The organism is Streptococcus sp. ZY19097 (assembly GCF_040731245.1).
Lineage (GTDB): Bacteria > Bacillota > Bacilli > Lactobacillales > Streptococcaceae > Streptococcus > Streptococcus orisratti.
The window spans coordinates 1,439,373-1,465,777 of record NZ_CP160400.1; the positions used below are offsets into that span (position 1 = coordinate 1,439,373).

Consider the following 26,405-nt stretch of genomic DNA (forward strand, 5'->3'; position numbering starts at 1 on the left):
TTACGTGAGGAACTTGTTTTATCAAATATGTCTTAAATATTACCTGACAACCATGCATAAATAAAGAAAATGGCGAAACCAAATAGATAAATCAACCCAGCAATGGACAACCACTTAAGCCAACCTTTGACCTGATGTTCTTTATTATTAACTAAGCTGTAATTAAGGTATGCGAAGAATGGCGTTGTGATGAAGGAGGCAATCATTGCAAATCGAAGCATAATAGCAACTTGTCCAGAAAAACCATAGACAATAACTAAACCAAGAATTGACGTTAAAGTCATCCAAGTTGCGAGGGATTTTTGACTAGTCCCTTTTTTGCCAACAAGCAAGCGCAGTGCTTCATCATTTGCGCGTGAATAACCATCAATAACGGTGATAACTGTACCAAAAATACACAAGAAAGCGATAAAGGTAATCAATGGTTTAGCCCAAGCTCCCAGAGCAGAGGCGTACATACTAACAAATTGAGCAATATAGGCTGCTGAAGCACCTTGAACAGGTTCGCCGTTACCATATTGGATGAGAGCACCTAGAGCAAGGAAAAAGAAGGCGAGGATAGCTGTTCCAATGTAGCCAACATTAAAATCAAACAAAGCATCCTCTTCGTTAAAGTCAACGGTTTTTCGTTTTTCAACAGACCAAAGTGAATTGATTGTCGAAATTTCGATAGGTGCAGGCATCCATCCCATAAGGGATACAAGAAATGGCAAAGCAGCCATTTGCCAAGGAGATGTCACAACGAAATCCGGAGCATATTCCCGATGCTGGAAAAGAGCAATAACTACCGCTGCTACTGTTGCCAGAGTTAGTGCTGTCATAATCCATTTTGATAAACCATCAAGGAAACGATACCCTCCTAATAAAAGCATTCCCCAAATAATAACAATGATAATTGAGGTTAGCTGACCCGTCGTCAATGCAATTGAGGATGGTAAAGCGCTAGCAACAATGGCAGCACAAAGGATTCCGACACCCGCAGTATTAACAATAGCTGAAAAGACATTTAAAACGAAATAAACAAGGAGGTAAGCCTTGCCTTTTTCAGCGTAGCCTTCAATCAAGTTTTTCCCATTTTCTGCTGTATATTGTGATCCAAAACGGAAAAACGGATATTTGAATAGATTGATTAAAAGTACCAGAATAGCTAATTGCCATCCATAAAGCGCACCCGCTTGGGTCGAGGAAACAATATGTGAGCCGCCGACAGCTGCAGAAGCCATTAAGATACCTGGTCCTAGAGCTTTCAATTTTGTTTGCCATGTGGAATTGTGTTGAGTTGCTGAATGTTCAGACATATAAAAACCTCTTCTTTTTCAATTTTCAGATAATTCTGAATTGCAAAGTTCATTATACAATGGATTTACTTGCCTGTCAATGGATTTTCTGGAAGTTTTCAGAATAAAAAAGGTGTTTTTCAACACCTTCAAAAATATAGGCTCAGCTATCCAACAAATCCGTGTCATAAATAGTAAAATCAGCACGGTAAATAATTAATCGCTTACCATCAACTAATAAATAGGTTGTATTGGGAATACCATCTGGAGCTGATGTCGAAACACGCTTGCCAAAATAGGTTGCTAAGGGAGTTCCCGTCTGAGAACGGACTAAAATTAGCTTACTCTCACCGCTAATGTCATTTTTTATTTGATTGAAAAAACGATTGACAAAAGGTAAAGATCGATTTTCTGTACTAATATTGACTTTGTCTGAATATTTTTCCATATAATCTGTTAGGCCATTTTCAGCAAAAATGAGAGTTGACCCTACATGGATAACTTGGCTACCACCAACCGTAATATCGAGTACTGAGGATTCTTTACTAACATCACCATTTTCATCAGTTATATCAAAACGATCATCACTTTCAATTGAAATAGATTTTCCACTAATTTTATCAATGACTTGAGAATTTTCATCAAAAGTGCGAAGCGTTCCAGATAGGCCTAGAAACTGTTCTTGTGTTGTTTTAAAAAAATTTCCAATGCTCTGACACCCCGTCAGAAAAAGCAAACTAAGGCTTAATACTACCAAAATTTGATACTTCTTATTCATAAAGTTCTCCTTTTCTTTTCATAAGTATAGCATCAAATCACTTTTTTTGCATTTTTTAAAAGAATTGACTATGATTAAAACATGTTAAGCAATCAACTTGAAAATTTTTTGGACAATTTGCCTTATCGAGCAGCATTTTATGATCAAAACAGACAATTGATTTATTCTAATGGCAGAGCTGATGGCAGCTTTTTCCCCAGCCAAGATGATCCTATCTTGGCCGATTGGATTTGGCAGGATTTGCAGAATTCTCCCGATGGTAGCCTTCATTTTCAAATTCCTAATGACTCTTTTAACCAGATTTTCATGCAGTCTTTTCAACTACTTTTCGATGATCAAAAGCAATGTCAAGGTGTTTATGCCTATGTTCAGGATATGAGACCACTACTGGGCACCTACCTTAAAGAGTCTGGTCAGGCTATTGTTGGTTGGTCAGATACCACATCTGGAGCTTCCATCAAAGGTGAGATTTTTGATGAACTCTAGCGATTACTCATCACGAAAAACAGGTTGAGGACCAAAACTTTGAGACACTGGCATTATTTCGATACGGTTCACATTCAAATGCTCAGGTTGGCTAGCAATCCATGAAACAGTGTTTGCAATATCCTCAGGCCTGATAGCATGAGCTCCCTGATAAAGAGCCTCGGCTCTTTGGTTATCACCTTTAAAACGGATATTGGAAAACTCGGTCCCCTCGCAAAGTCCAGGCTCGATATTGGTAACACGAATTTTTGTCCCGGCTAAATCGGCCCGCAGATTGAGGGAAAATTGTTTAACAAAAGCTTTTGAAGCTCCATAAACATTGGCTCCAGGATAGGGAACAGTTCCCGCAGTAGATCCTAAATTGATAATCATACCGCTATTTCTATCTACCATTTGTGGTAACACCTGACGTGTCAAATACGCTAACCCCACAATATTAGTGTTAATCATGGTGAGCCAGTCTGAAAAATCCGCTTGATAGGCCTTGTCTAAACCTAGTGCCAAACCAGCATTGTTGACTAGAAGGTCTATCTGCTGCCACTCTACTGGCAAAGAGGCTAGCGCTACATCAATATTCTCCGGAAGAGAGACATCCATCTGCAAGGGGTAAAAGTTATCTCCGAAGGTGATATACAAGCTCTCTAATTTTTCCAAACGTCGAGCTACGCCTATGACTTTATAGCCATCTGTAATCAAACGCCTTGCAATCGCCGCACCAAAACCAGCCGAAGCTCCTGTAACAAGTGCAATTTTTGTCATTTAAATTCCTCCCTGTAAAGCAAAAGCCCTGTTTAGACAACAGTGGCTTTTGTCGTTTGATTTTTTACTCTTAAACAGCTTGAGCTGCTGTGATAATAGCTAACTTGTAAACATCGTCTGCTGAGCAACCACGAGAAAGGTCATTTACTGGCTTGTTGAGTCCCTGCAAGACTGGTCCAATCGCATCAAACATTCCCAGACGTTGCGCAATCTTGTAACCAATGTTTCCAGATTGTAAATCTGGGAAGATAAAGATATTGGCTTGACCAGAAACGGGACTAAATGGTGCCTTAATTTTTGCTGTTATTTCGTCAAAGGCGGCATCAAATTGCATTTCACCATCTAAAGCCAAATCTGGAGCCATTTCTTTTGCCAATTTTGTAGCTTCTTGAACTTTTTCCACCTGTGGTGCACTAGCACTTCCCATTGTTGAAAAACTCAACATAGCTACTTTAGGATTGAATTCAAAAATGCGAGCTGTCTCGGCTGTGTTAACAGCAATTTCCGCTAATTCTTTAGCAGAGGGATCAATGTTAATAGCACAATCTGCAAAAATGTAACGTTCATGCGTATTTTCCCGACTCATTAAGAACACACCTGAAGTCCTTGAAATACCTGGTTTAGTCTTAATAATCTGTAAGGCTGGACGAACTGTCTCGGCTGTTGAGTGGATAGCACCTGAAACCATGCCATCTGCTAATCCTAATTGAACTAGCATAACTCCAAAATAATTGACATCATGAAGTAATCTGTCAGCATCTTCAAGTGTAGCTTTACCCTTGCGAAGTTCAACGAACTTCTGCTTCATCTCCTCGTATTCAGGATAGTCTTCTGGGTTAATGATTGTGATTCCGGGATCTGCAAAACCGAAAGATGACAGCAAGTTACGAACTGCTGCTGGTTCCCCTAGGATAATAGGCTCAACCAAGCCTTCGAATTTTAAACGAGCTGCAGCACGAACAACGCGCTCATCAATGCCCTCAGGAAAGACGATTTTAATGTTCTTCCCAACAATTTTTCCACGTAAATCACCAAATAAACTACGCATTTATACACCTCTACAAATTTTTTTGCAAATCTATGATAACGCTATCAAAATCATCTGTCAAGTGAATAGTTTGTGAATTCTCTTTTTTTGTAAAGGGATCTGTAAATTTTAGAAAATGGCAATGCAAAGCCTGACGCTCAATTCCAAGATCCATACGTCCACCATATAGGTCATCACCCAAGAGGGGAAAGCCAATATGTGAAAAATGAACACGTATTTGATGGGTGCGACCAGTGTGTAATCTAATATCTACCAAAGCTACATCGCCAAAACGCTCAATGACCTGAAAACTAGTATGAGCATATTTACCAGAAGGGTGAACGCAACGTGTAATGATGCTATCTTCTGGCCTAGCTATTGGAGCAATGATTTCTCCTTGATCAGGCAGAACACCTTGCCCAGAAACTAGAGCATAATAGCGTTTCTCAATCAGTTTTTGCTGCAGTTGTTTATCAAGTCTAGCATGCGCATAGCCGTGTTTGGCAAACAACATAAGACCACTGGTATCCTTGTCTAGTCGTGTGACAATATGCACCTGCTTATTGGGATAATCTTGTTCTAAATAATAATTTTTAACAAAATTTGCCATGGTGTTGGAGTGCAAAACACTGGGAATACTTGCTATTCCATGAGGTTTGTTAATGATTAAAAAGTGATCGTCCTCATAAACAATAGTTAAATCATGTTTTATGGGCTCAAGGTTTTCAAAAGCCTCTTCATCAGGAATTTCAATGGTGACAAGATCACCAACCTCCAACAAATAAATGGCATTTTGCTCAACACCATTTACCCAGATATTTCCTCCCATGAATTTTACCTTAGCTAGCAGTGCTTTTGAGACATCATGGCTTTTTAAAAAAGTTTTCACTTTTGTACGTCGATCAGCAATATATGAAAATTTCACGAGTCTAAATCTCCTATAAAGGCATCCTTGACACGCTCCCAAAAACTAGTGTGAAATGGTGTAGCTACAAAGTTTATTGTCTTAGAGCCAATCCAATACTCCACCTTGACAACATTTTTATAATGCATGGTTTTATTATCAATCGAAACAGTATAGACACCTTGACGTTTAGGCACAATCTCAATGTGATCTTTTTTAGGAATAATCATGGAAGAACCTACGGTCCGATAAACCCTGTTATTAATACTCGAGATTTCGGTTAGTTGTAAAGCCTCCATGGTTGGATGTAAAATAGCCCCGCCCAAAGACTTATTATAAGCTGTGCTTCCTGTTGGCGTAGAGACAGACAGTCCATCACCGCGAAAACGTTCAAATTTGACCTTATTAATAATAACATCTGCCACCATTGTCTTTTCTATGCGCTTGACGGTAGCCTCGTTAAATGCACGAGCTGTAAAAATACGTCCATCTTCCAAAGTAATGTGAACCTTCAAAGTTGGATATGAGATCATTTCACCCTTATCAGCCCTCAGATTTTCAATTAACTTGTCCACCTCGAAATCACGGTAATCGGTATAGAATCCTAGATGTCCCGTATGAACACCAACAAATCGCACCCGATCCAACTCTTTTTCGTACATATGGAAGGCTGATAAAAGCATCCCATCCCCTCCGATGGAAATAACAATATCAGGATTTTTTTTAGAAAGATAAAAATCCTTATCCTCTTTAAAAGTAGCAAAAAGTTTAGAGGCAACACGCTTACTCTGATATTTATTATTTGAAATAATAGCAACTCGTGTTGCTCTACCGGTAATATTCATCTGTGTCATCACTATTTCCCACACCATCACTTAGTTTTCTATTTTCTGCATCAAATAAAAGCTGCGCTTCTCTGATATCTTCCCGAATTTTGCGCATTTCTTCATCCAATTCAAGAGCAATTTTAGCCGTCGTCTCCAAACGTTGCTTAATTTCTTGCGGAAACTCTCCCTGATACTTATAGTTTAGGGAATGTTCAATGGTAGCCCAAAAATTCATAGCCAGAGTTCGAATTTGTATCTCCGCTAGCACCGTCTTTCTACCGTTTATGGTATCAACTGGATACTCAATAATGACATGGTAGGAACGATAACCGCTGGACTTCATATGGTTAATGTAGTCACGTTCTTGGATGATTTTCATGTCTTGACGTTGCCGCAAAAGTGCCAAAACCTCATCCACATCATCTACAAACTGAACCATGATGCGTAGCCCTGCTATGTCTTGTAAATCTTGAGCTACATTTTCTGGTTTGATACCTCTAAGCGACATTTTTTCTTTTATGCTTTCAACGGATTTTACCCGACCAGTTACAAATTCAACTGGAGAGTGACGATTTTGTTTGCGAAATTGTTTTCGGATACCTCGCAACTTTATTTTTAATTCACCCACAGCTTGTATATACGGATCTAGGAAAACTTCCCACTCCATACCTTTAATTCCTTTGTTAATCATATCTCCTATCCTTGTCAAAAGTCCATCTTTTGTATAAAATGATTATAATAATTTATTATACCATAAAAAGATTACAATTAGAGAGGGAAACTCCCATGACACATCTTGAAATTGAATATAAAACCTTACTGAATAAAGACGAGTTTCAACGTCTATCAACTCTATTTTCTCATGTGACTCCTGTTACTCAAACAAACTACTATTTTGACACTAAAAACTTTGACATGAAAACTAATCGCATGTCACTGCGCATCAGAACTCTCCCTGATCAGGCTGAGCTAACTTTAAAAATACCTGAAGAAGTTGGAAATTTAGAATATAATATTGACCTAACTTTGGAAGAGGCCAGAGAAATAATTAAATCTGGGAATCTTCCAGATAACGCTATTACTCAATTGATTTCCACTAAAGGAGTCAATATAAAAGAGTTGAGTAACTTTGGACACCTCACAACCACTAGGCGTGAAACCATGACCAAAATAGGACTTATGGCGTTAGATAGCAATCAATATGCTGATATTAAGGATTACGAATTGGAACTAGAAGTTTCAAATGCTGAAAAAGGAAAGGCGGATTTTGATACCTTTTTATCCGAACACAACATTAACTTTAAGTACGCCAAAAGTAAAGTAGCGCGCTTTAGTGTCACGCTTAACCGTAATAACTAAATCCAAATGTCGGAGTTTCAGTCTAGAATTTTTCGTTTCTTTCCATAAGTCGCAGTGGCTAGGAGAAGTTTTATTGTCTTTGACCAATCCAATAATTCCAATCCTACGCTGTTCATAGATGCTTTACTCACATCAAATCATCGCTGAGCATATACTACTTCCTGTTATAGTTTAGATAAATCTCTATTGGCTATAAAAAATCCCCTATCCTTACGGATGGGGGTTATTTAATCTTTGCGGGCTCGAAGAGCTGACAAAATAGAAACGGTATCCACCACTTCTTGAAGCATTGCACCGAGTAAAGTAGGGATGACACCTGTACTTGCAATGAGCATAAGTATCAAACAAATCAATAAGCCTGCTAGAACAGATTGTTTTGCAACTCGAAGAGTATCTTGAGAAATCTTGATAGCCTGTGCAACTTTACTCAAATCATCTTTCAATATGACAGCATCAGCACTCTCACTGGTTGCTGTGGAACCGTGAGCTCCCATAGCAAGCCCGACATCTGCAATTGCGAGAGCTGGTGCATCATTAACGCCATCTCCCACCATAATAATAGGGCGTTCATCCTCTTTAGTTTCTTTCAAACGTGCAATTTTATCACTTGGTAAACAGTCTGCCTTGACTTCGTCAATACCGACTTCTTTCGCTACTGCATTCGCCACTTCCGACTTGTCCCCTGTCAGCATGATAACACGTTTGATCCCCTGTGCTTTTAGATTTTCGATGGTTTGTTTGGACTCTGGACGAATAGCATCTTTAAAACTAATGTAACCAATGAACTGATTATTTTTAGAAACATAAATAGTCGTTTGATTGGTGGCAAAATCTTTAGCACTCTCTGGCATGAGGCTGAGTTTACCTACCTTAACCAAATCACTTCCAATTAGAGCTTGAATTCCTTGTGCAGTAATCTCCTTGGCATCAAGGGCCGACCGAATGGTGATGTTTTGAGCTTGTACATATGTTAATAGCGAACGTGCCAAAATGTGAGACGATTCTTGCTCAACACTAGCGGCTAAAATTAAGAGTTCTTCACTATCAATACCATGTGGAATGATTTTATCCACTTGCAACTGTCCCTGAGTGAGGGTTCCCGTCTTATCAAAAGCAATGGATTTTGCTCGTGATAATTTTTCCAAAGTTGTTCCTGTTTTTACGATAATACCATTTTTGCTAGAACGGCTCATTCCTGCTACCATAGCCACTGGAGCAGAGAGAATCAAAGGGCATGGCGAAGCAACAACTAAAACTTGGGCAAAGCGAACTGGATTTTGGGTTACAAACCAAGCGATTCCTCCGATTAAGTAGGCAGCGATGGTAAAAGGTACAGCATACCTATCTGCAAGACGAACAAATGGGGCAGATTCATTTTCAGATTGCTTAACCAATTGTACTAAAAGTTGGTATTGACTGTCTTTGGCCAACTTGGTTACTTCAAATTGAATGGATTGGTCTCCATTAATAGAGCCAGAGAGGATGTCATCGCCAACCCCTTTTTCCGCTAAAACAGATTCACCAGTCAAAGAAGACTCATCAAAATTAGATTGACCTTTAACTATTTGACCATCTACGGGAACTAATTCTCCGGGTTTCACCAGAAGAATATCTCCGATTTCAGCCTTATCGACCTCAATATCGTCAAATTTTCCATCTTTTAATCGATGGGCAACTTGAGGCGAATTATCAAGCAAACTTTGAAGTTCTCTATGTGCCTGGCGACTAGCATAATCTTCTAAACTTTCTCCGCCTGTTAACATGACAAGAATCATCAGACTTGCCCAATAATCTCCTACACACAAGGTTGATATGATAGCTGTTACAGCCAAAATATCCACACCATATTTGCCTGATTTCAGCGTTCGAATCATTTCCATCAACATGCTAAAAGTCACGACACCACCTGCAATAGCTACGATGATAAAAGCAAGATTAGATTTATTAAAACCAAAATCCATTATGATAGCTAAAACTCCAATGGCAAGGGTCGTTAAAAATTTTTTGAAATTCATAAAAAACGCCTTTCTTATTTAGAATTATTCTAAATATCTTTTTTCTTAATTAGAATGATACTAAATAAGGAGAAAAAATGCAACCTATTTGTTTGATAAATTATGGTGAAAAAGTTAATCTTTTTTGGTACAATAGGAATATCAATTTAAAGGAGCACACTAACATCATGGCTGAATATTATGCCGCACCACAACTTAAACTATTTTCATTGAGTTCAAACATCGAAATCGCTGAGAAAATCGCTGCAGCAGCCGGCGTTCCTTTGGGACGTGTCTCTTCACGACAATTCTCTGATGGGGAAATCATGATTAATATTGAGGAGACAGTACGTGGTGATGATATTTATATCATCCAATCAACTAGTTACCCTGTCAACGATAACCTTTGGGAACTTCTTATCATGATTGACGCTTGCAAACGCGCCAGTGCTAATACTGTGACGGTTGTTATGCCATATTTTGGATACTCACGTCAAGACCGTGTTGCAAAATCACGCGAACCCATTACAGCAAAATTAGTAGCTAATATGTTGGTTAAGGCTGGAGTTGACCGCGTTGTTACCCTTGACTTACATGCCGTTCAAGTGCAAGGATTTTTTGATATTCCTGTTGATAATCTTTTCACAATTCCTCTATTCGCAGAATATTACTGCAACCTTGGTCTAAAAGGCGAGGACGTTGTTGTTGTCAGCCCTAAAAATTCTGGTATCAAACGTGCCAGAAGCTTAGCTGAATACCTTGACTCACCTATCGCTATTATTGACTATGCACAAGATGATGCACATCGCGAAGAAGGTTATATTATTGGTGAAGTTGAAGGTAAAAAAGCAATCCTTATCGATGATATTTTAAATACAGGTAAGACTTTTGCTGAAGCCGCTAAAATTTTGGAACGTGGCGGCGCAACCGAAGTTTATGCTGTTGCTAGTCATGGACTTTTTGCAGGTGGTGCTACTGAAATCCTTGACACCGCACCTATCAAGGAAATTGTGGTGACAGACTCTGTACTTACCAAAGAACGTACTCCTCACAACTTAAAATACCTTTCAGCTGGTGATTTGATGGGCGATGCACTTATCCGAATTCAACGTCGTGAACCCTTGAGTCCGCTATTTGCTTATAATTCTAAAGACGAGGATTAAGCATGGTTTATCTCGATAATGCAGCGACAACAGCTTTGACACCATCTGTTATTCAAGCTATGACTCAGGTTATGACAACAGACTTCGGAAATCCTTCCAGTATTCATACCTATGGCCGCAAGGCTAATCGGCGCTTACGTAGCTATCGACAAACAATAGCTGATATTTTAAATACTAAACCTCGTCATATTATCTTCACCTCTGGCGGTACCGAGAGCAACAATACAGCCATCAAAGGCTATGCTCTTGCTAATCAGAACAAGGGAAAGCATTTAATCACAACTACTCTTGAGCACCACTCCGTACTTCATACTATGGAATACCTCGAACATCGCTTTGGATTTGAAGTCACCTACTTGAAACCTGAAAATGGTCAAATTACAGCCCAACAGGTCAGAGAAGCGCTTCGTGAAGATACCATTTTGGTCTCAATCATGTATGCTAATAACGAGACGGGGGATATTTTCCCTATCGCAGATATTGGTCAAATCTTACGAGGACACCAAGCTGTTTTCCATGTTGATGCTGTTCAGGTTGCTGGAAAACTTCCTTTGGCTCCAGAATCATTAGGTATTGATTTTCTATCTGCTTCTGCTCATAAATTTCATGGTCCTAAAGGTATAGGATTGCTCTATGCCAATGCTTTGCCCTTTGACAATTTACTTCATGGAGGTGAGCAAGAAGAAAAACGTCGTGCCAGCACTGAAAATATGGTAGGTATAGCCGGCTTGGCTCAAGCATTAAAAGACAGTCACGATAATTTAAAAGATAATTATCAACATGTCCAAGAGCTTCATCAAACTTTTATTGATGAGTTAGGAAACCTCAATTATTACATCAATGGTAGCGATGTAACTCTTCCTCATGTCATTAACATTGGTTTTCCTAATAAAAATAATGGCATTTTGTTGACACAACTAGACTTAGCGGGGTTTGCAGTTTCTACTGGCTCTGCTTGTACAGCTGGAACTGTTGATCCTAGTCATGTACTATCTAGTATTTATGGTGCAGATTCTCCACGTTTAACTGAGTCTATCCGTGTTAGCTTTTCTGAGATGAACACAATTGATGAAGTTCGTCTCTTTTCAAGAAAATTAAAAGAAATTGTAGGAAATTAAGATGGCTTTTGAAAAAGAAATTAAATTGACTGATTGCCGTTACAGCTATGCTATTAGCCCAAATGTTAAAAAATACACACTTCGCGATAATACTTTTGTACAAACAAAAATCGGCAATTACGAATTGACGCGCCTGCTAGAGACCATTCCAAATTCAAATGATGGTTTCCCTTTGAAAATTACTATCAATAAGGATTTAAACGGCTTTAAATTGATGATTACGGACAAATCGGGTCTTCGTTCGGTTAATATTTTCAAGTCAGCTGACCATAAAATTCTTCAAGATAAGTTCTACTTCCTCATGGATAGCCTTGTTGAACGAGGAATTTTTACTAAAAAAGAAATATGAGATCGACGTATTTCGTTTGATCATGATAAATTTTCGTTTTCCTCCCCTTTAGGAGGGAATTTTTATTATTCCCAAAAAACAAGCTCCCACTAGTCTGAGAGCTTGTTTTAATTATGAAATAGTGAAGCTTTACTCTTTGATAATCAAAATAAGTTGTTATTACCTTGATGTGTGATGGACATTAGTTCTATCTACATCTTATTGATACAGACTGTATTCTCTGAATCTTCAACGCATTAGTGCTGACGTTTACGAATTTCTGAGAAACTAAAGAATGTCAGCATTATACCGAACAAACTGATTAAGATGGGGGTGCTTTGGTCACCAGTTGTTGGCAAGGTGTCGTTTGCCCGCTCTTTTATCGGACTAGCTTGCGTTTGCTCTACTCGTGGTTTAGGAGTCAAAGTGACAGGTTGGGTAACAATGTTTTGTTCTCCAAAGTTTGTTTGACCATCAAGACTAGCCTTAGCCTCTTCAAGGTTTGCTAGTACTTCATCTATCTGTATCTGATTCGTATTAGCATCTGCTAAAATAGCTTGAGCTACTCGAAGAGCTTGATTATATGCTGATTTAGCGGATGCACTTGCATTTTGGTAACTTGCGGATGTGCGTTTAAATTCATCTGATTGACTGACTAATTTATACAAGCCGCTCTTGTTGACTTGTTCCGATTGTGTTGGTACAGGCTCTTTTTTAGTACCGACTAAAATAAGCTCTTCTACCGCTTCAGTCACAACTTCATCAATCATAACTTTTCCGTTAACACTAACAAGACGGCGAAGTCCATTATGTCCTTTGATGAGGACCTGCCGTGTTCCTTCAGGCAAATTTGGATCTTCTACTATGCGACTAGTGTAGGCAATGTCTCGCTCTGTGATAACTGCTTCTGGTTTTTCATCGGCAGTCGGAGCGACAGCAGGGACTTTTGTAATTAGATTTACTAGACTTGCTATGGCTTTTTCAAGAGCCTGAGTTGCAGCATCTACTTCATCTTGACTTGCATCCTCTTTAAAGCGTACAACCGTTGCAGTATCTATAGCTACCTTGAGAGCTTCAAGACTTTCAGGTGTTTTATTTCTTATGTCTGCTTTTTGAGCATCAAGCAAAGCTGAAAGCAAGTTTTCCTTTATCACAGTAAGCTTGCCATCAAGATTAGCACGAGCAACTTGAAGCGTTTTTAAAGCTTGATCAACTTCTAGTTGGTGAGCATCTGCTTTCTTCAAAACTTCCTGAGCCACTGCATAGGCTGTGCGATAAGCCTTTTGGAAATCTGGCTGCGCATTGTAATATGTTGGGCTAGAAAGCAAGTCATCATGTTTTGCTAATTCAGCCTGTAATGCTGTAAGAGCTGTCACTTGACCATTAAGAGCTTGATGAGCCTTGAGCAAATCATCGGTTACATCATTTACCTCCGCTTGACTAGCTTTCGGATTCGCCAGAACAAGCTGTGCTGCACGTCTAACGGTGTCATAGGCTACTTGTTTATCTGGATCCGCATTGTAATAAGCTGGTGTCGTAAGAATCATATCGTAAGCCTGACTTTCATTTGTGAGAACTGAAAAGTCAGTTGGTTTCCCGTTTAAAGCGGCGCGAGCATCTGTGAGGTCTTTAAGAGCGGCATCTACATAAATTTGTTTGCGTTTAGCTACGAGTATGCTTTGAGCATCTGCCAGAGCCTTGTCATAAGCAGCAACCCTATCAGGAGAAGCATTGTAATAAAGGGCGTTGTCTACAACTGCTGAGGCTTGTTCTTCTTCTGCCTTCAAGCCTGTCTTGTCTATAACAGTAAAGTTTACCTTGTTTGGTCGTCCAGCAACTACTGAAAAGGTCGAGTCTTCAAGCAGTTCATAGCCATCAGGTAGGTTTAGTAGCAATTTGTATTTACCAACATAGACAACTTTACCATAATCACTTTCTGAGTAACGCGCTTCTGGAAGTTGGTAAGTCTTGCCATTTTCAGACACTATTCCAACAACAGTGTCTTTTGGCAAGGTCTTGTCAAAGTCAATTAAGAGATTAGCTCTTTGGAGGGTGTTGACATAGAAGCTAACATTTTCCAGACTGTTAGTTTCTGAAATAGTGATAGTTTTCTTGGTTTCACCGACCAAAACTGCTCTGTCAGTGTCATACAAGAACATCTCAATTGTATAAGTTCCAAATGGCAAAATCAAGATGTCATTATTTCCAGCATAACGTGGTACCTCTGAAATGATTTGTCCCTTAGCATCTTTGACAGAATAAGAGAAATCAATTCCTGTCTCATTATCAGTAGCGATATCGCGCGCATTTACACGCACAAGACCATTCTTGTTACCAATGGTAATTAAATCAGAGATTTTTGCAGATGTAATATTTCCAGCGTAGTCTTCAACAGTATAATAGAAATTACCGATTGCTGCCTTGTCAAGTGGTAAAGTGAAGGAGCCATCTGCGGCTTGTTCAACATAGACCTTATCATCCACGAGTTGAATTTTTCCAGTGTTATCGTTGATATCAAATTTACTTTGATTACCATTTTCATCAGTGACAAGATAGAAAACGCGTTCACGGAAAATTCCTGAATCACCTTTATCAACAGCATCGCGAGGGTTAAAGTTAAGTGTATCTGCATTGAAAGTAGCTGTTGTCACAACAGGAGCTTGACGGTCAATAAGGACATCAAAAATAGTTTCTTGAACTTTTGCACCAGGAACATCTGGTAAGTAGCGCAAAACATACTTATAGTGACCATCTGGAAGGTCTTGTCCCTTATTATCGGTGCCAACCCAGTATGTATTGGACATAAGACTTGATTTTGGGTGGTCAGGATTTCCAGAATAAAAATTCTTCTCACCACCTGAAGATTGGCTTTCCCAAAGTGGATTTGCTAGTTCTTGGTCATCTGCTGCATAAACAGAAGCACTTAGATCAGAGAAATTACGTAGGAAGACGCCTCTAAAAGCCAATAATTCTTGATTCCCATCACCATTTGGAGATATGGCAAGATGAGCTTTCCCATCATCTAATTTCAAGATGTATTGACCACTATCATTGGCGAACGTTCCCAATACCTTGTAAGTACCGGGTGTGTTAGAAATGGTACTGGTAGCCGAGTAAACAGGTTCCGAACTTGTTGTGATGAGGGATGTCACATCAGCGTTAGTGGCAACAACATTGTCTTTTACTTGATAGTAGAATCCGCCTTTACCATCGGCCACAAGACTATAGATAGCTTTTTCTGTAACAGCAAGGTCTTGGAAATTACCTCTAAAGCCAACGTAAGGAATGCTGACAACATCAACTCCATCTACTGAATCAACAAAACGGACAAAACCTTCAAGATAGTAACCGTTTGGCATTTGTTCTTGAAGTTCTTTGGCAAAGGTTGATGCATCAACTGTGATAGTAACGGTTGCTGTACTATTAGCTTTTACAGTAATATCATTGCCATCAATAGTCGCCAGTGAGCGTGGTTTGAGGGTGAATTTTCCATTTTCAACGCCATCGGTATTAAGGTTAGTCAGATATTTCAGTCTTTGATCTTTGTTACCAATGTTATGGATAGTGACATCAAAGCTAAAGCTATCCTTGACGTTTCCAAGAGTAATGCTACTGTAATCATCTGAACCTGTCAAATAGAGTTCTTTTGTCGTTGCGGCCTGTGTATCCACAATTCCTGCACCTTGTTGGCGTGGTGAAGTATAAGCTTGAGTTTCAGTATTAAAGTGAGCTTTAGCAGTACTCATCAGCAAGTGCTTGACTAGAGCTTCAATTTCATCATTTGATTTTGTTGGAAAGTTGGCTTTAAGATACTGTTTAACTAAAGCAGCTGCGCCAGCCACATGAGGTGATGCCATGCTCGTTCCATTCATACTAGCATATTCACCATCATTGATAGACGAATAAATACCACCTCCTGGAGCTGCAAGGTCTGGTTTCAATTCTCCATCTGCTGAAAGTCCCCAACTGCTAAAATCTGAAAGTTCATTTGTATGAGGATGAACAGATTTATCAGATTCTCCGTTAAACTGAATTTTGTATTTTTGGGGATGTGCAGCCAATTCATTACCAAATTCAAACGGAATGAAAATAGATGGAATTGAGATAGCTGTTTCATCCAACTGCATGCTGATATTTTCCTCCCCAGCTGTATGATTGAAGATGACAACTCCTTCCGCTCCTTTGGCCGCTGCGTTAGCAACTTTTTCAGAAAAAGTAATCTCTCCACGTTTAATTAGAGCAATTTTACCAGTGAGATCTTGGTCGCCTATTTCATCAGCCTTTCCAGTACCAAGGTAAACGTAATCGTATTGTCGTCCTTTTTCAAAGATTTTTTTGCTCAATTCAGGATTTGAGAAAGAACTCTTGCCATAATTTAAGGCTTCATTGTCTTCCATGCCAACAATCTGTACAACTTTACTCATAATGCTTGTGCTGTTATAAGATGCGACAGAAATTGCGTCACGTGTAGTTGAAGGAGTTCCGACTAAGCCATAATCTGGATTTTCAGCAAGCGGGTTAGACTGTCCTGAACCCCAAGTGCCATCGTTACCGGCTGCCATGACAACAGTAACTCCCGCCTTACGAGCCTCTTCAATAGCTGCAATAAGACTTTCTTCTGAATTAATAACAGAACCAGCCGCACTACCAAGACTAAGGTTGATAGAATCTGCTCCAAGTTTTACGGCATCTTTAATGGCGCGAACATATATCGCTGGACCTGTTGTATTTTTGACATCCGAGAAAACACGCATGAACATAACTTGAGCTTCTGGTGCAACACCGTAAACGAATTCACCACTATCTGGCCGCGAAGGGTTCCCTGTGGCAATGCCTGTAACGTGCATTCCATGAGAGTGCTTATCAGCTTCCTTTATATCATCGTTAACATCAACATAGTTATAGGCAAAAATAACCTTTTCATTGTACCATTTACCATAAGAAATACCCGCAGCCTTTTTGGCAGCTTCCATCTGGTTAGCATCTTTATATTTGGCAGCATCAATATTAGTGATACGCAGAGCATCGTGGTCAATATCTAGGCCTGAGTCGATGACAGCAACAACAGTTCCTTCTCCTTTGTAGCCCGCTACCCAAGTTTTATCCGCTGTTATGATTTTATCAGAATCAATACTTGATGGCTGATCTGATTTGTTGGCAACCCCAGTTTGTTCACCATTTTCGGAAACAGCCTTAGTTTCTACTTCCGCTTGTAAATGTTCAGAAGGTGCATCATTTGCTACTTCTTGTGATTTTGGTATTGTAGGAGTGACTTGAGTTTCTGGTACGTCCTTGGTTAGAGCAACTTGTTCAGAAATTGGAATATTTTCAGTAACATCACTTGTAACTTCAGTAGCAACATCCGTAACTAGACTTGCAGGTATTGATGGGGCTTCTGCCTGTGAAGAAATTGGATCCGCCCCTGTACCTATTGTAGTTTCGACAATAGTCTCTACTGCTGTATCATCGGCCTTTACAAAGATAGCTGTGTTATCTACTTGCGAAGTAGCTTCGTCAGCAGCAACTTGTCCACCAGTTGCTACTAAAAATACTGTTCCTAAAAGAACTGATACTGCACCGATTTTATATTTCCGAATGGAAAAACGTTGATATTTAGCCATAAAAATCTCCTTAAAACTTTTCTTAAATTAACTAAAACGTTAATACGATTTCTATTAAAACACTAATTGTCGGAAAATTCAATAGTTTTCGATAATTTGATATTTTTTATCAAACACGCTAAGATACTCGAAGTCAACTAATTTCTAAAACCCTATACTTTCCAAAACTTTAGATTTTTCATAAAATTTCGTACCAATATGTTGCATTTTTCACAAAGTTTCTTTAAAATAAAATGGAGATGTTTAAGAATCAAGGAGATAATAGCATGGCTATTGATAAATCTATTCCAAAGGCGACAGCAAAACGACTGTCTCTTTATTATCGTATCTTTAAGCGTTTTTACGCGGATAATATTGAAAAAGCTAGCTCAAAACAAATTGCAGATGCGATGGGTATCGATTCTGCTACCGTAAGGCGTGATTTTTCTTATTTTGGTGAGCTAGGGCGCCGTGGTTTTGGTTATGATGTTACAAAATTAGTCAATTTTTTTGCGGATATTTTGGGAGATCATTCTACTACAAACGTTCTGTTAGTAGGCTGCGGTAATATAGGGCGTGCACTGCTACGCTACCGTTTCCATGATCGCAACAAAATGCAGATTGCACTTGCCTTTGATACCGATGATAACCCACTTGTTGGAACTAAGACTGAAGACGGTATTCCAATATATGGTATTTCAAGTCTTAAAGAACATATTCAGAATACCAAGATTGAAACAGCTATCTTGACTGTTCCAAGTGAGCAAGCTAAGGAAGTTGCTGATAGTTTAGTTGATGCTGGAATCAAGGGTATTTTGAGCTTCTCACCTGTTCATCTGCATGTTCCAAAAAATGTCATTGTCCAGTATGTTGATCTAACAAGCGAACTGCAAACGCTACTTTACTTCATGAATCAGGCTGAAGCAAAATAGATAAAAGTAAAAAGCGAATGAAACGATAGAGTATTTTTCTAAATCGTCAATCATTCGTTTTTTTTTTACTTTTTCTTAAAGAATGTCCGTCTCTTCACGAAAACTATAGTAGCAATGTTTTCCAACGATAATATGATCAAGGCACACAATTCCTACTGTTTCACATGATTGTTTTATTTTCTCTGTAAAATGCAAATCATTCTCACTAGGTGATGCAGATCCAGAAGGATGATTATGAACTATAATCAGGGAAGTTGCCATATTTTTACAGGCATAGTAAAGGATTTCGCGTGGTTCTGCTATCGACCTACGTACCGATCCGATAAAAATGGTCTTTTGTTCGATGATACGATTTTGCGTGTCAAGGTAAAGGGCAACCAAATGCTCCTGCTTTTTGTCACTGAGTTCTAACATCATCTTTCGAGCCAATTTTTCACTACTCATGATTCGCTCTTGTTGAGCATAATCTGCCTTGTTGATGCGCTTTGATAATTCTAGCATGGCTTTGATTTCAATAGATTTTACTTGGCCAATGCCTTTGATTTGCTGTAATTCCTGTAATGATAGGTGAGTGAAGTCTGCTAAACTCGTTAAATTTTCTAGGATATTGAGTGATACTTCTAAAACTGGTTTTGTTTTGGTTCCTGTTCTAAGCAAAATAGCCAAGAGTTCTTGATTGCTTAAATTTTCGGCTCCCAAATCCATAAGACGTTCGCGGGGAAGCAAGGCTTCGTTTTTTAATTCTACAGTATACATAAAATACCTCCACTTAGTTTATTCGTAAGTAGAGGTATTTTTATCATGGTATTTTTTTCACACGCTGTTGGTAGTGTTTGTAAAGAGCGGCATAACGTCCGCGGTAGTTCTTTTTCCAGGGTTTATCTCGGCCACAGAAATGTAAAAATACAGTATGTTCAAGAACCCAATCTAAATCCCATTTACCAGAGCTTCTAGCAAAATAGAGTACATTATAACGCGCATCGTAATTATAGATTTCATCGGGGATTTGAAAAACTTTATGACCATAAAGAGCATTTAAGATATCCTGATCTGGTAAAAACAAGATACGTCCATTCGTCGCAATATAATCTAAGATATCCGATTTTTGGACCTGATGTCTAATTTCTGGCAAATTCATCAACAGGACACCAGAATTGTAATAACTTTCAGCCTCGAAATTGCCTAAGCGCAGCTTATTGACTAGTTCAGGAATGTTAGCATCTGAAGTATGACTGGCTGCAGCATACAAATTATCTTTCAAATCCGCTTGATAAAGAGGCACAATGTCATTCAAGCATAAAATATCAGCGTCTAGATAAAGAATACGATCCAAGTCTGCTGGTAAGTAATCCTGTGCTAAAAGTCGATAATAAATGGTTTCAGGATAGCGATCAGTAGTTGGAGCATCTTCGAAAGCCATTTCACCAATAATGACTGGATGATAGGTTATTTGTAATTCTTGACAAAAGCGTTTGATAGCTTCATTTTCTGATAAAGATTCCTTCTGTAAAAGATAGACTGCCATTTGCTTTTTTGAAGCATTTTGCCAAAGGGAATAAAGAGTAACTTTGAACTGCTCAACATAATCATCATTGATGGCAAAAAGAAGGTTTATTATATCACTCATTTTTTGTGTTTACCTTAAGTGTTTGACGTTTATGAACATGATCTTTGATAATTTGATAAATACTTGCAGATAATGGCACTGCTATTAACATACCTAACACTCCCCAGAGTGAGCCGCCTACTGTTATAGCCAGCAGAACCCACATTCCTGGCAATCCACTTGAATTTCCAACAACTCTTGGATAGATAAGATTGCCTTCAAATTGTTGCAAAATAATCAAATAGATAACAAAAAAGATAGCCTTGGTAATAGACTGTGTGGCAATTAAAATAAAGCCAATGCAAAGACCGATATAGGCACCGACCACTGGAATCAGAGCGGTAAAGGCAACCAGAACTCCTATCGTCGCGGCATAAGGCAGTTTAAAAATGAACATGCCTGTAGCTGTTAGAGTTCCCAGAATGATGGCCTCCATTGTCTGTCCAACAAAAAAACCATGAAAACGCTGATGTAGAATACCAATGACATAATGGACTGTTTTAGCAAATTTACCAAGATAGGTGTCAATTAACAAGTTGAACTGATGCCCAAGTTTTTCCTTGCTAGCGAGGACATAGATTGAAAAGACTAGACTAATAAACAAATTAAGTATTGTCGAGGCAAGAGTCGTTACCGAGGTCAGGAGACTGGTTAGGACTGTTAAAACTTGCTTTAGGACTTGTTGGCTGTATTTTTGAATGGTTGTAGCCAAATCATTACCTGCCCCAAGATATTCTAAAGCTTGCGCAACCAATTTGTTATCACCAAGCTCATTGATAAGCTTCGTAATTTGCTTAGTGTCAATGGTCATTAGAGAACTCAAACTTTTTATCAAATCAGGAAGGACAATTGAAAAAATCCAAATGATGATAACAGTGAAAGTCAAATAGGCTAAAATCATAGAAATTGAGCGTTTTAACTTAATTAGCCATGTATTTTTAAATAGTCGAACATAAAGCTTCTCGTAAGCGCTCATGACAATATTGATAATGTAAGCGAGACCGGCTCCCATCAAAAAAGGAAAACTGGCAGTATAGAATGTGTTTAAAAGCTGGGCTCCGCTACTCCAATAAGCTTGTATGGCAAAACAAAGCGTAAAAGCTATAACGACATAGTAAACTTGCTTTTTCTCGAATTTCATCACTACTCCTTGAAACTAATTTCTTATCTATTATACACAAAAATAAAGAATTTTAGTTAAGGAAACTTCTGAAAAGTTGCAAGCATGTCTAAGTAAGTCATTGAAAAAGGTAGTATAGTCAATTAGTTTATCTTTTATTATTTCGACGTAAGGAGGCTGAGCAAAAAGTCCAGCCTCGCTTCTCAAAGTTCGTGTCAACATCTCAGCGCAGTGGTTGATTGGGTTTAACAGTCCAGTGGACTATTTTAGCCCGAACCTAGATGTTTGGAAGTGAGGAGAACTCTTTAGACTTATTGAGTCTTTCCCACTCCCTATTTCCAACTTCAAACACTCCACTGGATTGTTTGAACTCACTTTGCCGTACTTTACGAAAGTGACTTGCTTCGCATGTCTTATTTCCAACCTAGAACAGCCTAAAGGCTGTTCTAGCAACCTGCAGCTCGTTGCCTTGTACTAAAAGACTATAATATTTTAAGAACCTGTATTCATAAACGAAGTGTTTATAGATATGAGATCATTTTTTGCTAATCAAGGTAGTTTTTTGAGAGAATACTGATTGTATTTTGAAAAAAACTAACGATGAGTAGCTCAAAAACTCGTCTTAGATAGAAGTACTGAACTGTGAATACAGGTTCTAAATTTTGAAAGATTATGTCAAGTCACCCAAATACTCAAAAATTTCCCCCTTAACTGGATCAATCATACCGTGCAAAGTAAAAGCTCCTTTTTCAAAACTAAGGTCAAAAATGCAACAATTACTTGGGAAAAATCCCATGCTTTCGACATCAACCCCGATTGAGTTTAAAAAATGCATAATGGCGCCAGCATGACTAACAGCTAAAATGGTTTTACTGTCATTTTCTTCCAAAATATGAGTAATGGTCGTGTGGACCCGCCGAGCAACCTCTTCATCACTCTCACCACCATGAACTACATAATAATTTCCAACAGCCCTACGGACTTGACGAGGAGGATGAAGGTACTCCTGCTGGCCTTCAAAATTTCCAAAGTTCATTTCTTTTAGACCCTTAAGACGGGTGTAGCTTGTCACCCCTGCCGCAATTTCCAAAGTATCTGATGCTCGCTCAGAGGTCGATGAATAGTAGCTGTCGAAAGTCAGTCCTTGCGCTTTAAAATAGTCGGCAGCCATTTGAGCTTGTTCAATTCCCAATTCTGTCAGTGGAGAGTCGCTCCAACCTTGAATGCGTTCTAAGGCGTTAAAAAGAGTTTGTCCATGGCGCATTAAATACAAATGACTTGTCATCTTATTTCTTGCCATCCTTTCTGTAACTGTACTCCTTTTCCACTGGATTATAGACAGAGTGGAGTTCAAAGACACCGTCCTGATAGGTAAAATAGAGGATACAGCAATTTCTCATTTTTCGAATGTCAGGATTTGGATGGATAACACGGCGGAAAAACTGAGCGATTGCCCCACCGTGACTTACAGCTAATACGCTACTCTCTTCTCCTGCCTCTTCTAGAATTTGACGAATACAGGTTTCCATACGATCACGTACTTGTTCATTGTTTTCCCCACCAAATTGTTGGAAATAATCACCATAACCAATTCCACCATCTTGCAACTTAGGGTTCAAATACTCGGGCTGTGCTTCAAACGCACCAAAATCCCACTCTTTCAAGCCTTTTAGACGTTGGTAATCTGAGTGTCCAGTGGCAATTTCTGCAGTATCACAGGCCCGTTCTTGAGTTGACGAATAAACCTTGTCAAAACGAATACCTTTTTCTTCAAAATAACTTCTGGCTGCCTGTGCCTGCTCCTTGCCTAAGTCAGTCAAAGGTGAGTCACAAGCTCTCTGTATTCGACCTTGTTCATTGAAACGAGTCTGACCATGACGCATAAGATAAAAAGTTTTCATAGAGCCACCTCTACATTTTCGATAGGATCAACCACACCAGATAAAACTAGTTCTCCGAAACGGTATTCGTAAATACAAATATTACAATTTCCAAAACGAACCCCCTCTGGAAAAGGCAAATCCAAATACTGAATCAAGCCCCACAAAGCCGCCCCATGACTAACCATAAGGAGGTTTTTAGCCTCTGTCTCATCTAAAACAGACTTGAGTGTATCATAAACCCGATGCCCAACCTGATAAATATCTTCACCACCAAAAGGCACTAACAAGTCTTCAAAAGAACGTGCACCTTGTCGGAATTTCGGAAGCAACATTTCAGGCTGTGCTTCAAATTGACCAAAACTCATTTCTTTCAGTCCCTTGAGTTGGGTAACGTTTTGGCTAGGTGCCACGATTTTGGCCGTGTCACAAGCTCTTTCCTGCGTTGAAGAATAAACCTCTTCAAATCGGATACCTTTTCCTTCAAACCAAGCATGCGCTATCTTAGCTTGCTCAATTCCTTTTGCCGTCAGCGGCGAATCACACCAGCCTTGTACTCGCTTTTGCGTATTAAATAAGGTTTCACCGTGTCTCATGAGGTAAAGTTTGGTCATAAAAATTTTTCCTTTCTTTTGCAAAGAAACCCAGTTGAACCCGCAACTGAGCTTAAATCTTTAATTGTTTAGGATGTTTGCTGCTTGACTAGCAATCACATCCTTATACCAATAGAAACTATCCTTACGATAGCGGTCAAATGTCCCCTGACCTTGGTCATCAGCATCCACATAGACAAAACCATAGCGTTTGGACATTTCAGAAGTTGATGCCGACACAAGATCAATACAACCCCACATGGTGTAGCCCATCAACTCAACGCCATCTTCAATAGCCTCGTACATCTGCCTGATGTGTTTATCTAAATAATCAATCCTGTAGTTATCATGAATGCTACCATCTTCTTCAAGCTTATCCAAAGCACCCAAACCATTTTCAACCACAAAAAGGGGTATTTGGTAACGGTCATAAAGTTTATTTAAAGTTACTCGCAAACCAACTGGATCAATCTGCCAGCCCCAGTCAGAAGCTTCCAAATAAGGGTTAGCCTCACCCAAAATAAGATTTCCTGCTGTTGCTTTTTGTTCTGGTGTTTGATTGTTTGGATGTCGTGTCACCGATGACATATAATAAGAAAAGCTCATGAAATCTACTGGATATTGCTTGAGAATAGCTTCATCACCGGGTTCAAAGACTAATTCAATCTGATTTTCTTTAAAAAAGCGGTTCATATAGCGTGGGTATTCACCACGAACCTGAACATCTGAATAAAAGAGATTGGATTGGTCTTTTTGAATGGCATTCATGATATCATCTGGATGACATGTTGCTGGATAAGCTTCCATACGAGCCAACATCATTCCAACCTTATTTTCAGAATCAATCTCATGCGCTGCTTTGGTAGCCAAGGCAGACGCGATAAATTGATGGTGAACAGCCTGGTACATCTCATCTAAATGAAGTTTTCCATCTTCAAATAAGAGTCCTCCAGACAGGTAACCAGTCATCCCGAGAATATTGATTTCATTGAAGGTCAACCAGTATTTAACTTTTCCCTTGTAGCGTTTAAAACAAGTTTTCGCATAACGAACAAAAAAATCAATGATTTTCCGATTTTTCCAACCACCATATTTTAATACTAAGCCAATGGGAAATTCATAGTGTGATAGAGTTACAAGCGGTTCAATGCCATACTTATTGAGTTCATCGAAAACTTTATCGTAAAACGCCAATCCTTCTTCATTTGGTTCTATTTCGTCACCATTAGGAAAAATACGGGACCAAGCAATAGACATGCGGTAGGTTTTGAAGCCCATTTCAGCCATCAAAGCAATATCTTCCTTATAACGGTGGTAAAAGTCAGAACCCCAACGTTTAGGATAAGAGCCTTCCTTATCCTCCATCGCAAATGTTAGACGCTCCAGCGTCATAGGACTTGAAAATTCACCACCCATAGTTTTTCGTTCTTCAGGTTTAACAGCACGCGCAGTATCCGAAGTAGCAAAACCGCGTCCACCTTCATCAAAACCACCTTCAAATTGATTGGCAGCTGTGGCACCGCCCCAAAGAAATCCTTCTGGAAATTGTTTTGTCATTTCAGTCACCTCTTATTTTGATAGTTAGATTATATGCCTAATTGGTAACGTTTTCTTATAAAATAATCTGTATTTTTGATACTATCCTATGGAACTCTGGCTTATTAGTTTTCTTTTTTAAGCTTCTCTCAATTTTGATTCATTCATCTTTAGATAGTTTTAAAACTTTCCTTAACATTAAGTAGATTCAGTAGCATACCTGACGCAAACTTCTTCGTGATTGGGTGTCTATGTCGATGGTTATCGCTTTGACTGATATTTTCACATTTCTTCTAGCGAAAGAATTATTTCCAACACGACTCGGCATCTCTATAGTATTAAACTTCATCACAAAAAGTTTTTTGTTTAAGCAAATATTAGTATTCAAATACTAAATACTTTTTATAAAGCCAGTTTTGTTAGGCGCTTAGCTATTATGTGATATGCTGATTGAGTCAGATGCAGACCATCTATCGTGTAAGCTTCAGCTAAGTTGCCAATATCATCCAATAAGAGATCATAAAGATCAAGATATTGGGCTCCTGAAAGGACAGACAAATCCTGATTAAGCGCTTGAGTATCCTTGTTATTGCGAATCTTGACACGCTCCTGATAAATTGACCTTTCATTGACAGGAAGAACAGATAAAAGGTATATCTCTGTATAAAAGGACTCCTGTTTGATTGCTGCAATCATATCACTTATTCGTTGGACAATATCAGAAATTGACAACCCTTCTCCAAGATCATTTGTCCCTATCCATAGAAATAACTTACTAGGTTCAAGAATCCAAATTTGTTCCTTGAGGTGCTGACTGAGCCAAATAGTATCCGTCCCAGCTATCCCTCGGTTTATCAAGGGTAAATCCGTCTTCAAATATTTTTTTAAAGGGAAAAACTCAACAATAGAATCTCCGGCAAAAACAATTCCCCCTCTAGGCAAGACTTGATTTTGTTTGGAAAACTCATCTAGTTTTTGCTGGTGATAAGCTTTTAATTCTGAACTGATGACTTCTATCATCTCTTCTCCTTTCTCTGCAAAATTCATCTTCATGATATTATTATAGAACACGATGAAAGGGTGTGGGAAAGAAACTCAATAAGTCTTAAAAAGAGTTC

At 38.9% G+C, this 26,405-nt stretch carries 23 protein-coding genes and 2 pseudogenes; 6 read left to right on the forward strand and 19 right to left on the reverse strand.

Annotated features, from left to right (window positions below):
• Positions 1-32: 32 nt before the first annotated feature.
• On the reverse strand, positions 33-1,298 hold the full coding sequence (locus ABZ559_RS07315) for an NRAMP family divalent metal transporter (RefSeq protein WP_018375578.1): 1,266 nt from the start codon (positions 1,296-1,298) through the stop codon (positions 33-35).
• A gap of 142 nt (positions 1,299-1,440) precedes the next feature.
• On the reverse strand, positions 1,441-2,055 hold the full coding sequence (locus ABZ559_RS07320; RefSeq protein WP_367005733.1) for a DUF5052 family protein: 615 nt from the start codon (positions 2,053-2,055) through the stop codon (positions 1,441-1,443).
• Positions 2,056-2,136: 81 nt separating this feature from the next.
• Between ABZ559_RS07320 and ABZ559_RS07325 the strand changes: the two genes are divergently transcribed.
• Positions 2,137-2,541: a sodium transporter gene (locus ABZ559_RS07325; protein ID WP_277290842.1), complete on the forward strand. Its 405-nt coding sequence runs from the start codon at positions 2,137-2,139 to the stop codon at positions 2,539-2,541.
• A 3-nt stretch (positions 2,542-2,544) separates the two neighbouring features.
• On the opposite strand, the gene ABZ559_RS07330 is transcribed toward ABZ559_RS07325, so the two are convergent.
• The 5 genes from ABZ559_RS07330 to ABZ559_RS07350 form a co-directional block, all read right to left on the reverse strand.
• Positions 2,545-3,300 (reverse strand): SDR family oxidoreductase, encoded by a 756-nt coding sequence (locus ABZ559_RS07330; protein WP_367005734.1) that lies wholly within the window; start codon positions 3,298-3,300, stop codon positions 2,545-2,547.
• 70 nt (positions 3,301-3,370) lie between these two features.
• A complete protein-coding gene (pta, locus tag ABZ559_RS07335) occupies positions 3,371-4,348 on the reverse strand; it encodes a phosphate acetyltransferase (RefSeq protein WP_367005736.1) in 978 nt (325 codons plus the stop codon).
• A 10-nt stretch (positions 4,349-4,358) separates the two neighbouring features.
• Complete coding sequence (locus tag ABZ559_RS07340) at positions 4,359-5,252, reverse strand: RluA family pseudouridine synthase (protein ID WP_367005739.1); 894 nt, start codon at positions 5,250-5,252, stop codon at positions 4,359-4,361.
• Positions 5,249-6,085 (reverse strand): NAD kinase, encoded by an 837-nt coding sequence (locus tag ABZ559_RS07345; RefSeq protein ID WP_018375584.1) that lies wholly within the window; start codon positions 6,083-6,085, stop codon positions 5,249-5,251. Before ABZ559_RS07345 ends, ABZ559_RS07340 begins: the two co-directional genes overlap by 4 nt.
• Complete coding sequence (locus ABZ559_RS07350) at positions 6,060-6,725, reverse strand: GTP pyrophosphokinase family protein (RefSeq protein ID WP_026217126.1); 666 nt, start codon at positions 6,723-6,725, stop codon at positions 6,060-6,062. Before ABZ559_RS07350 ends, ABZ559_RS07345 begins: the two co-directional genes overlap by 26 nt.
• Positions 6,726-6,844: 119 nt before the next feature.
• Between ABZ559_RS07350 and ABZ559_RS07355 the strand changes: the two genes are divergently transcribed.
• The gene (locus tag ABZ559_RS07355; RefSeq protein ID WP_367005741.1) at positions 6,845-7,417 is read left to right on the forward strand and encodes a CYTH domain-containing protein; all 573 of its coding nucleotides are present in this window, start codon (positions 6,845-6,847) and stop codon (positions 7,415-7,417) included.
• A 227-nt stretch (positions 7,418-7,644) separates the two neighbouring features.
• On the opposite strand, the gene ABZ559_RS07360 is transcribed toward ABZ559_RS07355, so the two are convergent.
• Positions 7,645-9,432, reverse strand: a complete 1,788-nt coding sequence (locus ABZ559_RS07360; RefSeq protein ID WP_367005744.1) for a heavy metal translocating P-type ATPase — start codon at positions 9,430-9,432, stop codon at positions 7,645-7,647.
• 167 nt (positions 9,433-9,599) lie between these two features.
• Between ABZ559_RS07360 and ABZ559_RS07365 the strand changes: the two genes are divergently transcribed.
• Genes ABZ559_RS07365 through ABZ559_RS07375 form a run of 3 tightly spaced genes read left to right on the forward strand, consistent with a single transcriptional unit; the run spans position 9,600 to position 12,041 of the window.
• Positions 9,600-10,574 carry a ribose-phosphate diphosphokinase gene (locus ABZ559_RS07365; RefSeq protein ID WP_026217208.1) on the forward strand — a complete coding sequence of 325 codons (975 nt, stop codon included), beginning with the start codon at positions 9,600-9,602 and terminating at the stop codon, positions 10,572-10,574.
• 2 nt (positions 10,575-10,576) lie between these two features.
• Positions 10,577-11,692, forward strand: a complete 1,116-nt coding sequence (locus ABZ559_RS07370) for a cysteine desulfurase family protein (RefSeq protein WP_277290847.1) — start codon at positions 10,577-10,579, stop codon at positions 11,690-11,692.
• Position 11,693: 1 nt separating this feature from the next.
• Positions 11,694-12,041 (forward strand): DUF1831 domain-containing protein, encoded by a 348-nt coding sequence (locus tag ABZ559_RS07375; RefSeq protein ID WP_018376450.1) that lies wholly within the window; start codon positions 11,694-11,696, stop codon positions 12,039-12,041.
• Positions 12,042-12,277: 236 nt separating this feature from the next.
• Here the strand turns inward: ABZ559_RS07375 and ABZ559_RS07380 are convergent, their stop codons facing one another.
• The 3 genes and pseudogenes from ABZ559_RS07380 to ABZ559_RS07390 all read right to left on the reverse strand — a co-directional run.
• Entirely contained in the window at positions 12,278-15,691 is a 3,414-nt protein-coding gene (locus ABZ559_RS07380; RefSeq protein WP_367007641.1) for an Fn3-like domain-containing protein, read from the reverse strand.
• Positions 15,692-15,706: 15 nt separating this feature from the next.
• Positions 15,707-17,503: pseudogene (locus ABZ559_RS07385) on the reverse strand (S8 family serine peptidase); the annotation flags it as partial.
• Positions 17,504-17,542: 39 nt separating this feature from the next.
• Positions 17,543-17,641, reverse strand: a pseudogene (locus ABZ559_RS07390) (YSIRK-type signal peptide-containing protein); the annotation flags it as partial.
• 266 nt (positions 17,642-17,907) lie between these two features.
• On the opposite strand from ABZ559_RS07390, the gene ABZ559_RS07395 reads away from it, so the two are divergent.
• The gene (locus ABZ559_RS07395) at positions 17,908-18,552 is read left to right on the forward strand and encodes a redox-sensing transcriptional repressor Rex (RefSeq protein ID WP_367005746.1); all 645 of its coding nucleotides are present in this window, start codon (positions 17,908-17,910) and stop codon (positions 18,550-18,552) included.
• A 75-nt stretch (positions 18,553-18,627) separates the two neighbouring features.
• On the opposite strand, the gene radC is transcribed toward ABZ559_RS07395, so the two are convergent.
• The 8 genes from radC to ABZ559_RS07435 form a co-directional block, all read right to left on the reverse strand.
• Complete coding sequence (gene radC, locus ABZ559_RS07400; protein WP_273403098.1) at positions 18,628-19,308, reverse strand: DNA repair protein RadC; 681 nt, start codon at positions 19,306-19,308, stop codon at positions 18,628-18,630.
• Positions 19,309-19,351: 43 nt separating this feature from the next.
• On the reverse strand, positions 19,352-20,179 hold the full coding sequence (locus ABZ559_RS07405; protein ID WP_367005748.1) for a glycosyltransferase family 8 protein: 828 nt from the start codon (positions 20,177-20,179) through the stop codon (positions 19,352-19,354).
• Positions 20,172-21,299, reverse strand: coding sequence for an AI-2E family transporter (locus ABZ559_RS07410; protein WP_273403104.1), 1,128 nt, complete (start codon positions 21,297-21,299; stop codon positions 20,172-20,174). The genes ABZ559_RS07405 and ABZ559_RS07410 overlap by 8 nt, the downstream gene beginning before the upstream one ends.
• 649 nt (positions 21,300-21,948) lie before the next feature.
• Positions 21,949-22,563 (reverse strand): histidine phosphatase family protein, encoded by a 615-nt coding sequence (locus ABZ559_RS07415; RefSeq protein WP_367005750.1) that lies wholly within the window; start codon positions 22,561-22,563, stop codon positions 21,949-21,951.
• 1 nt (position 22,564) lies between these two features.
• Positions 22,565-23,179 (reverse strand): histidine phosphatase family protein, encoded by a 615-nt coding sequence (locus tag ABZ559_RS07420; RefSeq protein ID WP_367005752.1) that lies wholly within the window; start codon positions 23,177-23,179, stop codon positions 22,565-22,567.
• Complete coding sequence (locus ABZ559_RS07425) at positions 23,176-23,772, reverse strand: histidine phosphatase family protein (RefSeq protein WP_018375670.1); 597 nt, start codon at positions 23,770-23,772, stop codon at positions 23,176-23,178. The genes ABZ559_RS07420 and ABZ559_RS07425 overlap by 4 nt, the downstream gene beginning before the upstream one ends.
• Positions 23,773-23,832: 60 nt before the next feature.
• Positions 23,833-25,308 (reverse strand): glycoside hydrolase family 1 protein, encoded by a 1,476-nt coding sequence (gene ascB / locus ABZ559_RS07430; RefSeq protein WP_277291526.1) that lies wholly within the window; start codon positions 25,306-25,308, stop codon positions 23,833-23,835.
• Positions 25,309-25,689: 381 nt separating this feature from the next.
• The gene (locus tag ABZ559_RS07435) at positions 25,690-26,340 is read right to left on the reverse strand and encodes a GDSL-type esterase/lipase family protein (protein WP_367005753.1); all 651 of its coding nucleotides are present in this window, start codon (positions 26,338-26,340) and stop codon (positions 25,690-25,692) included.
• Between the last annotated feature and the right edge of the window lie 65 nt (positions 26,341-26,405).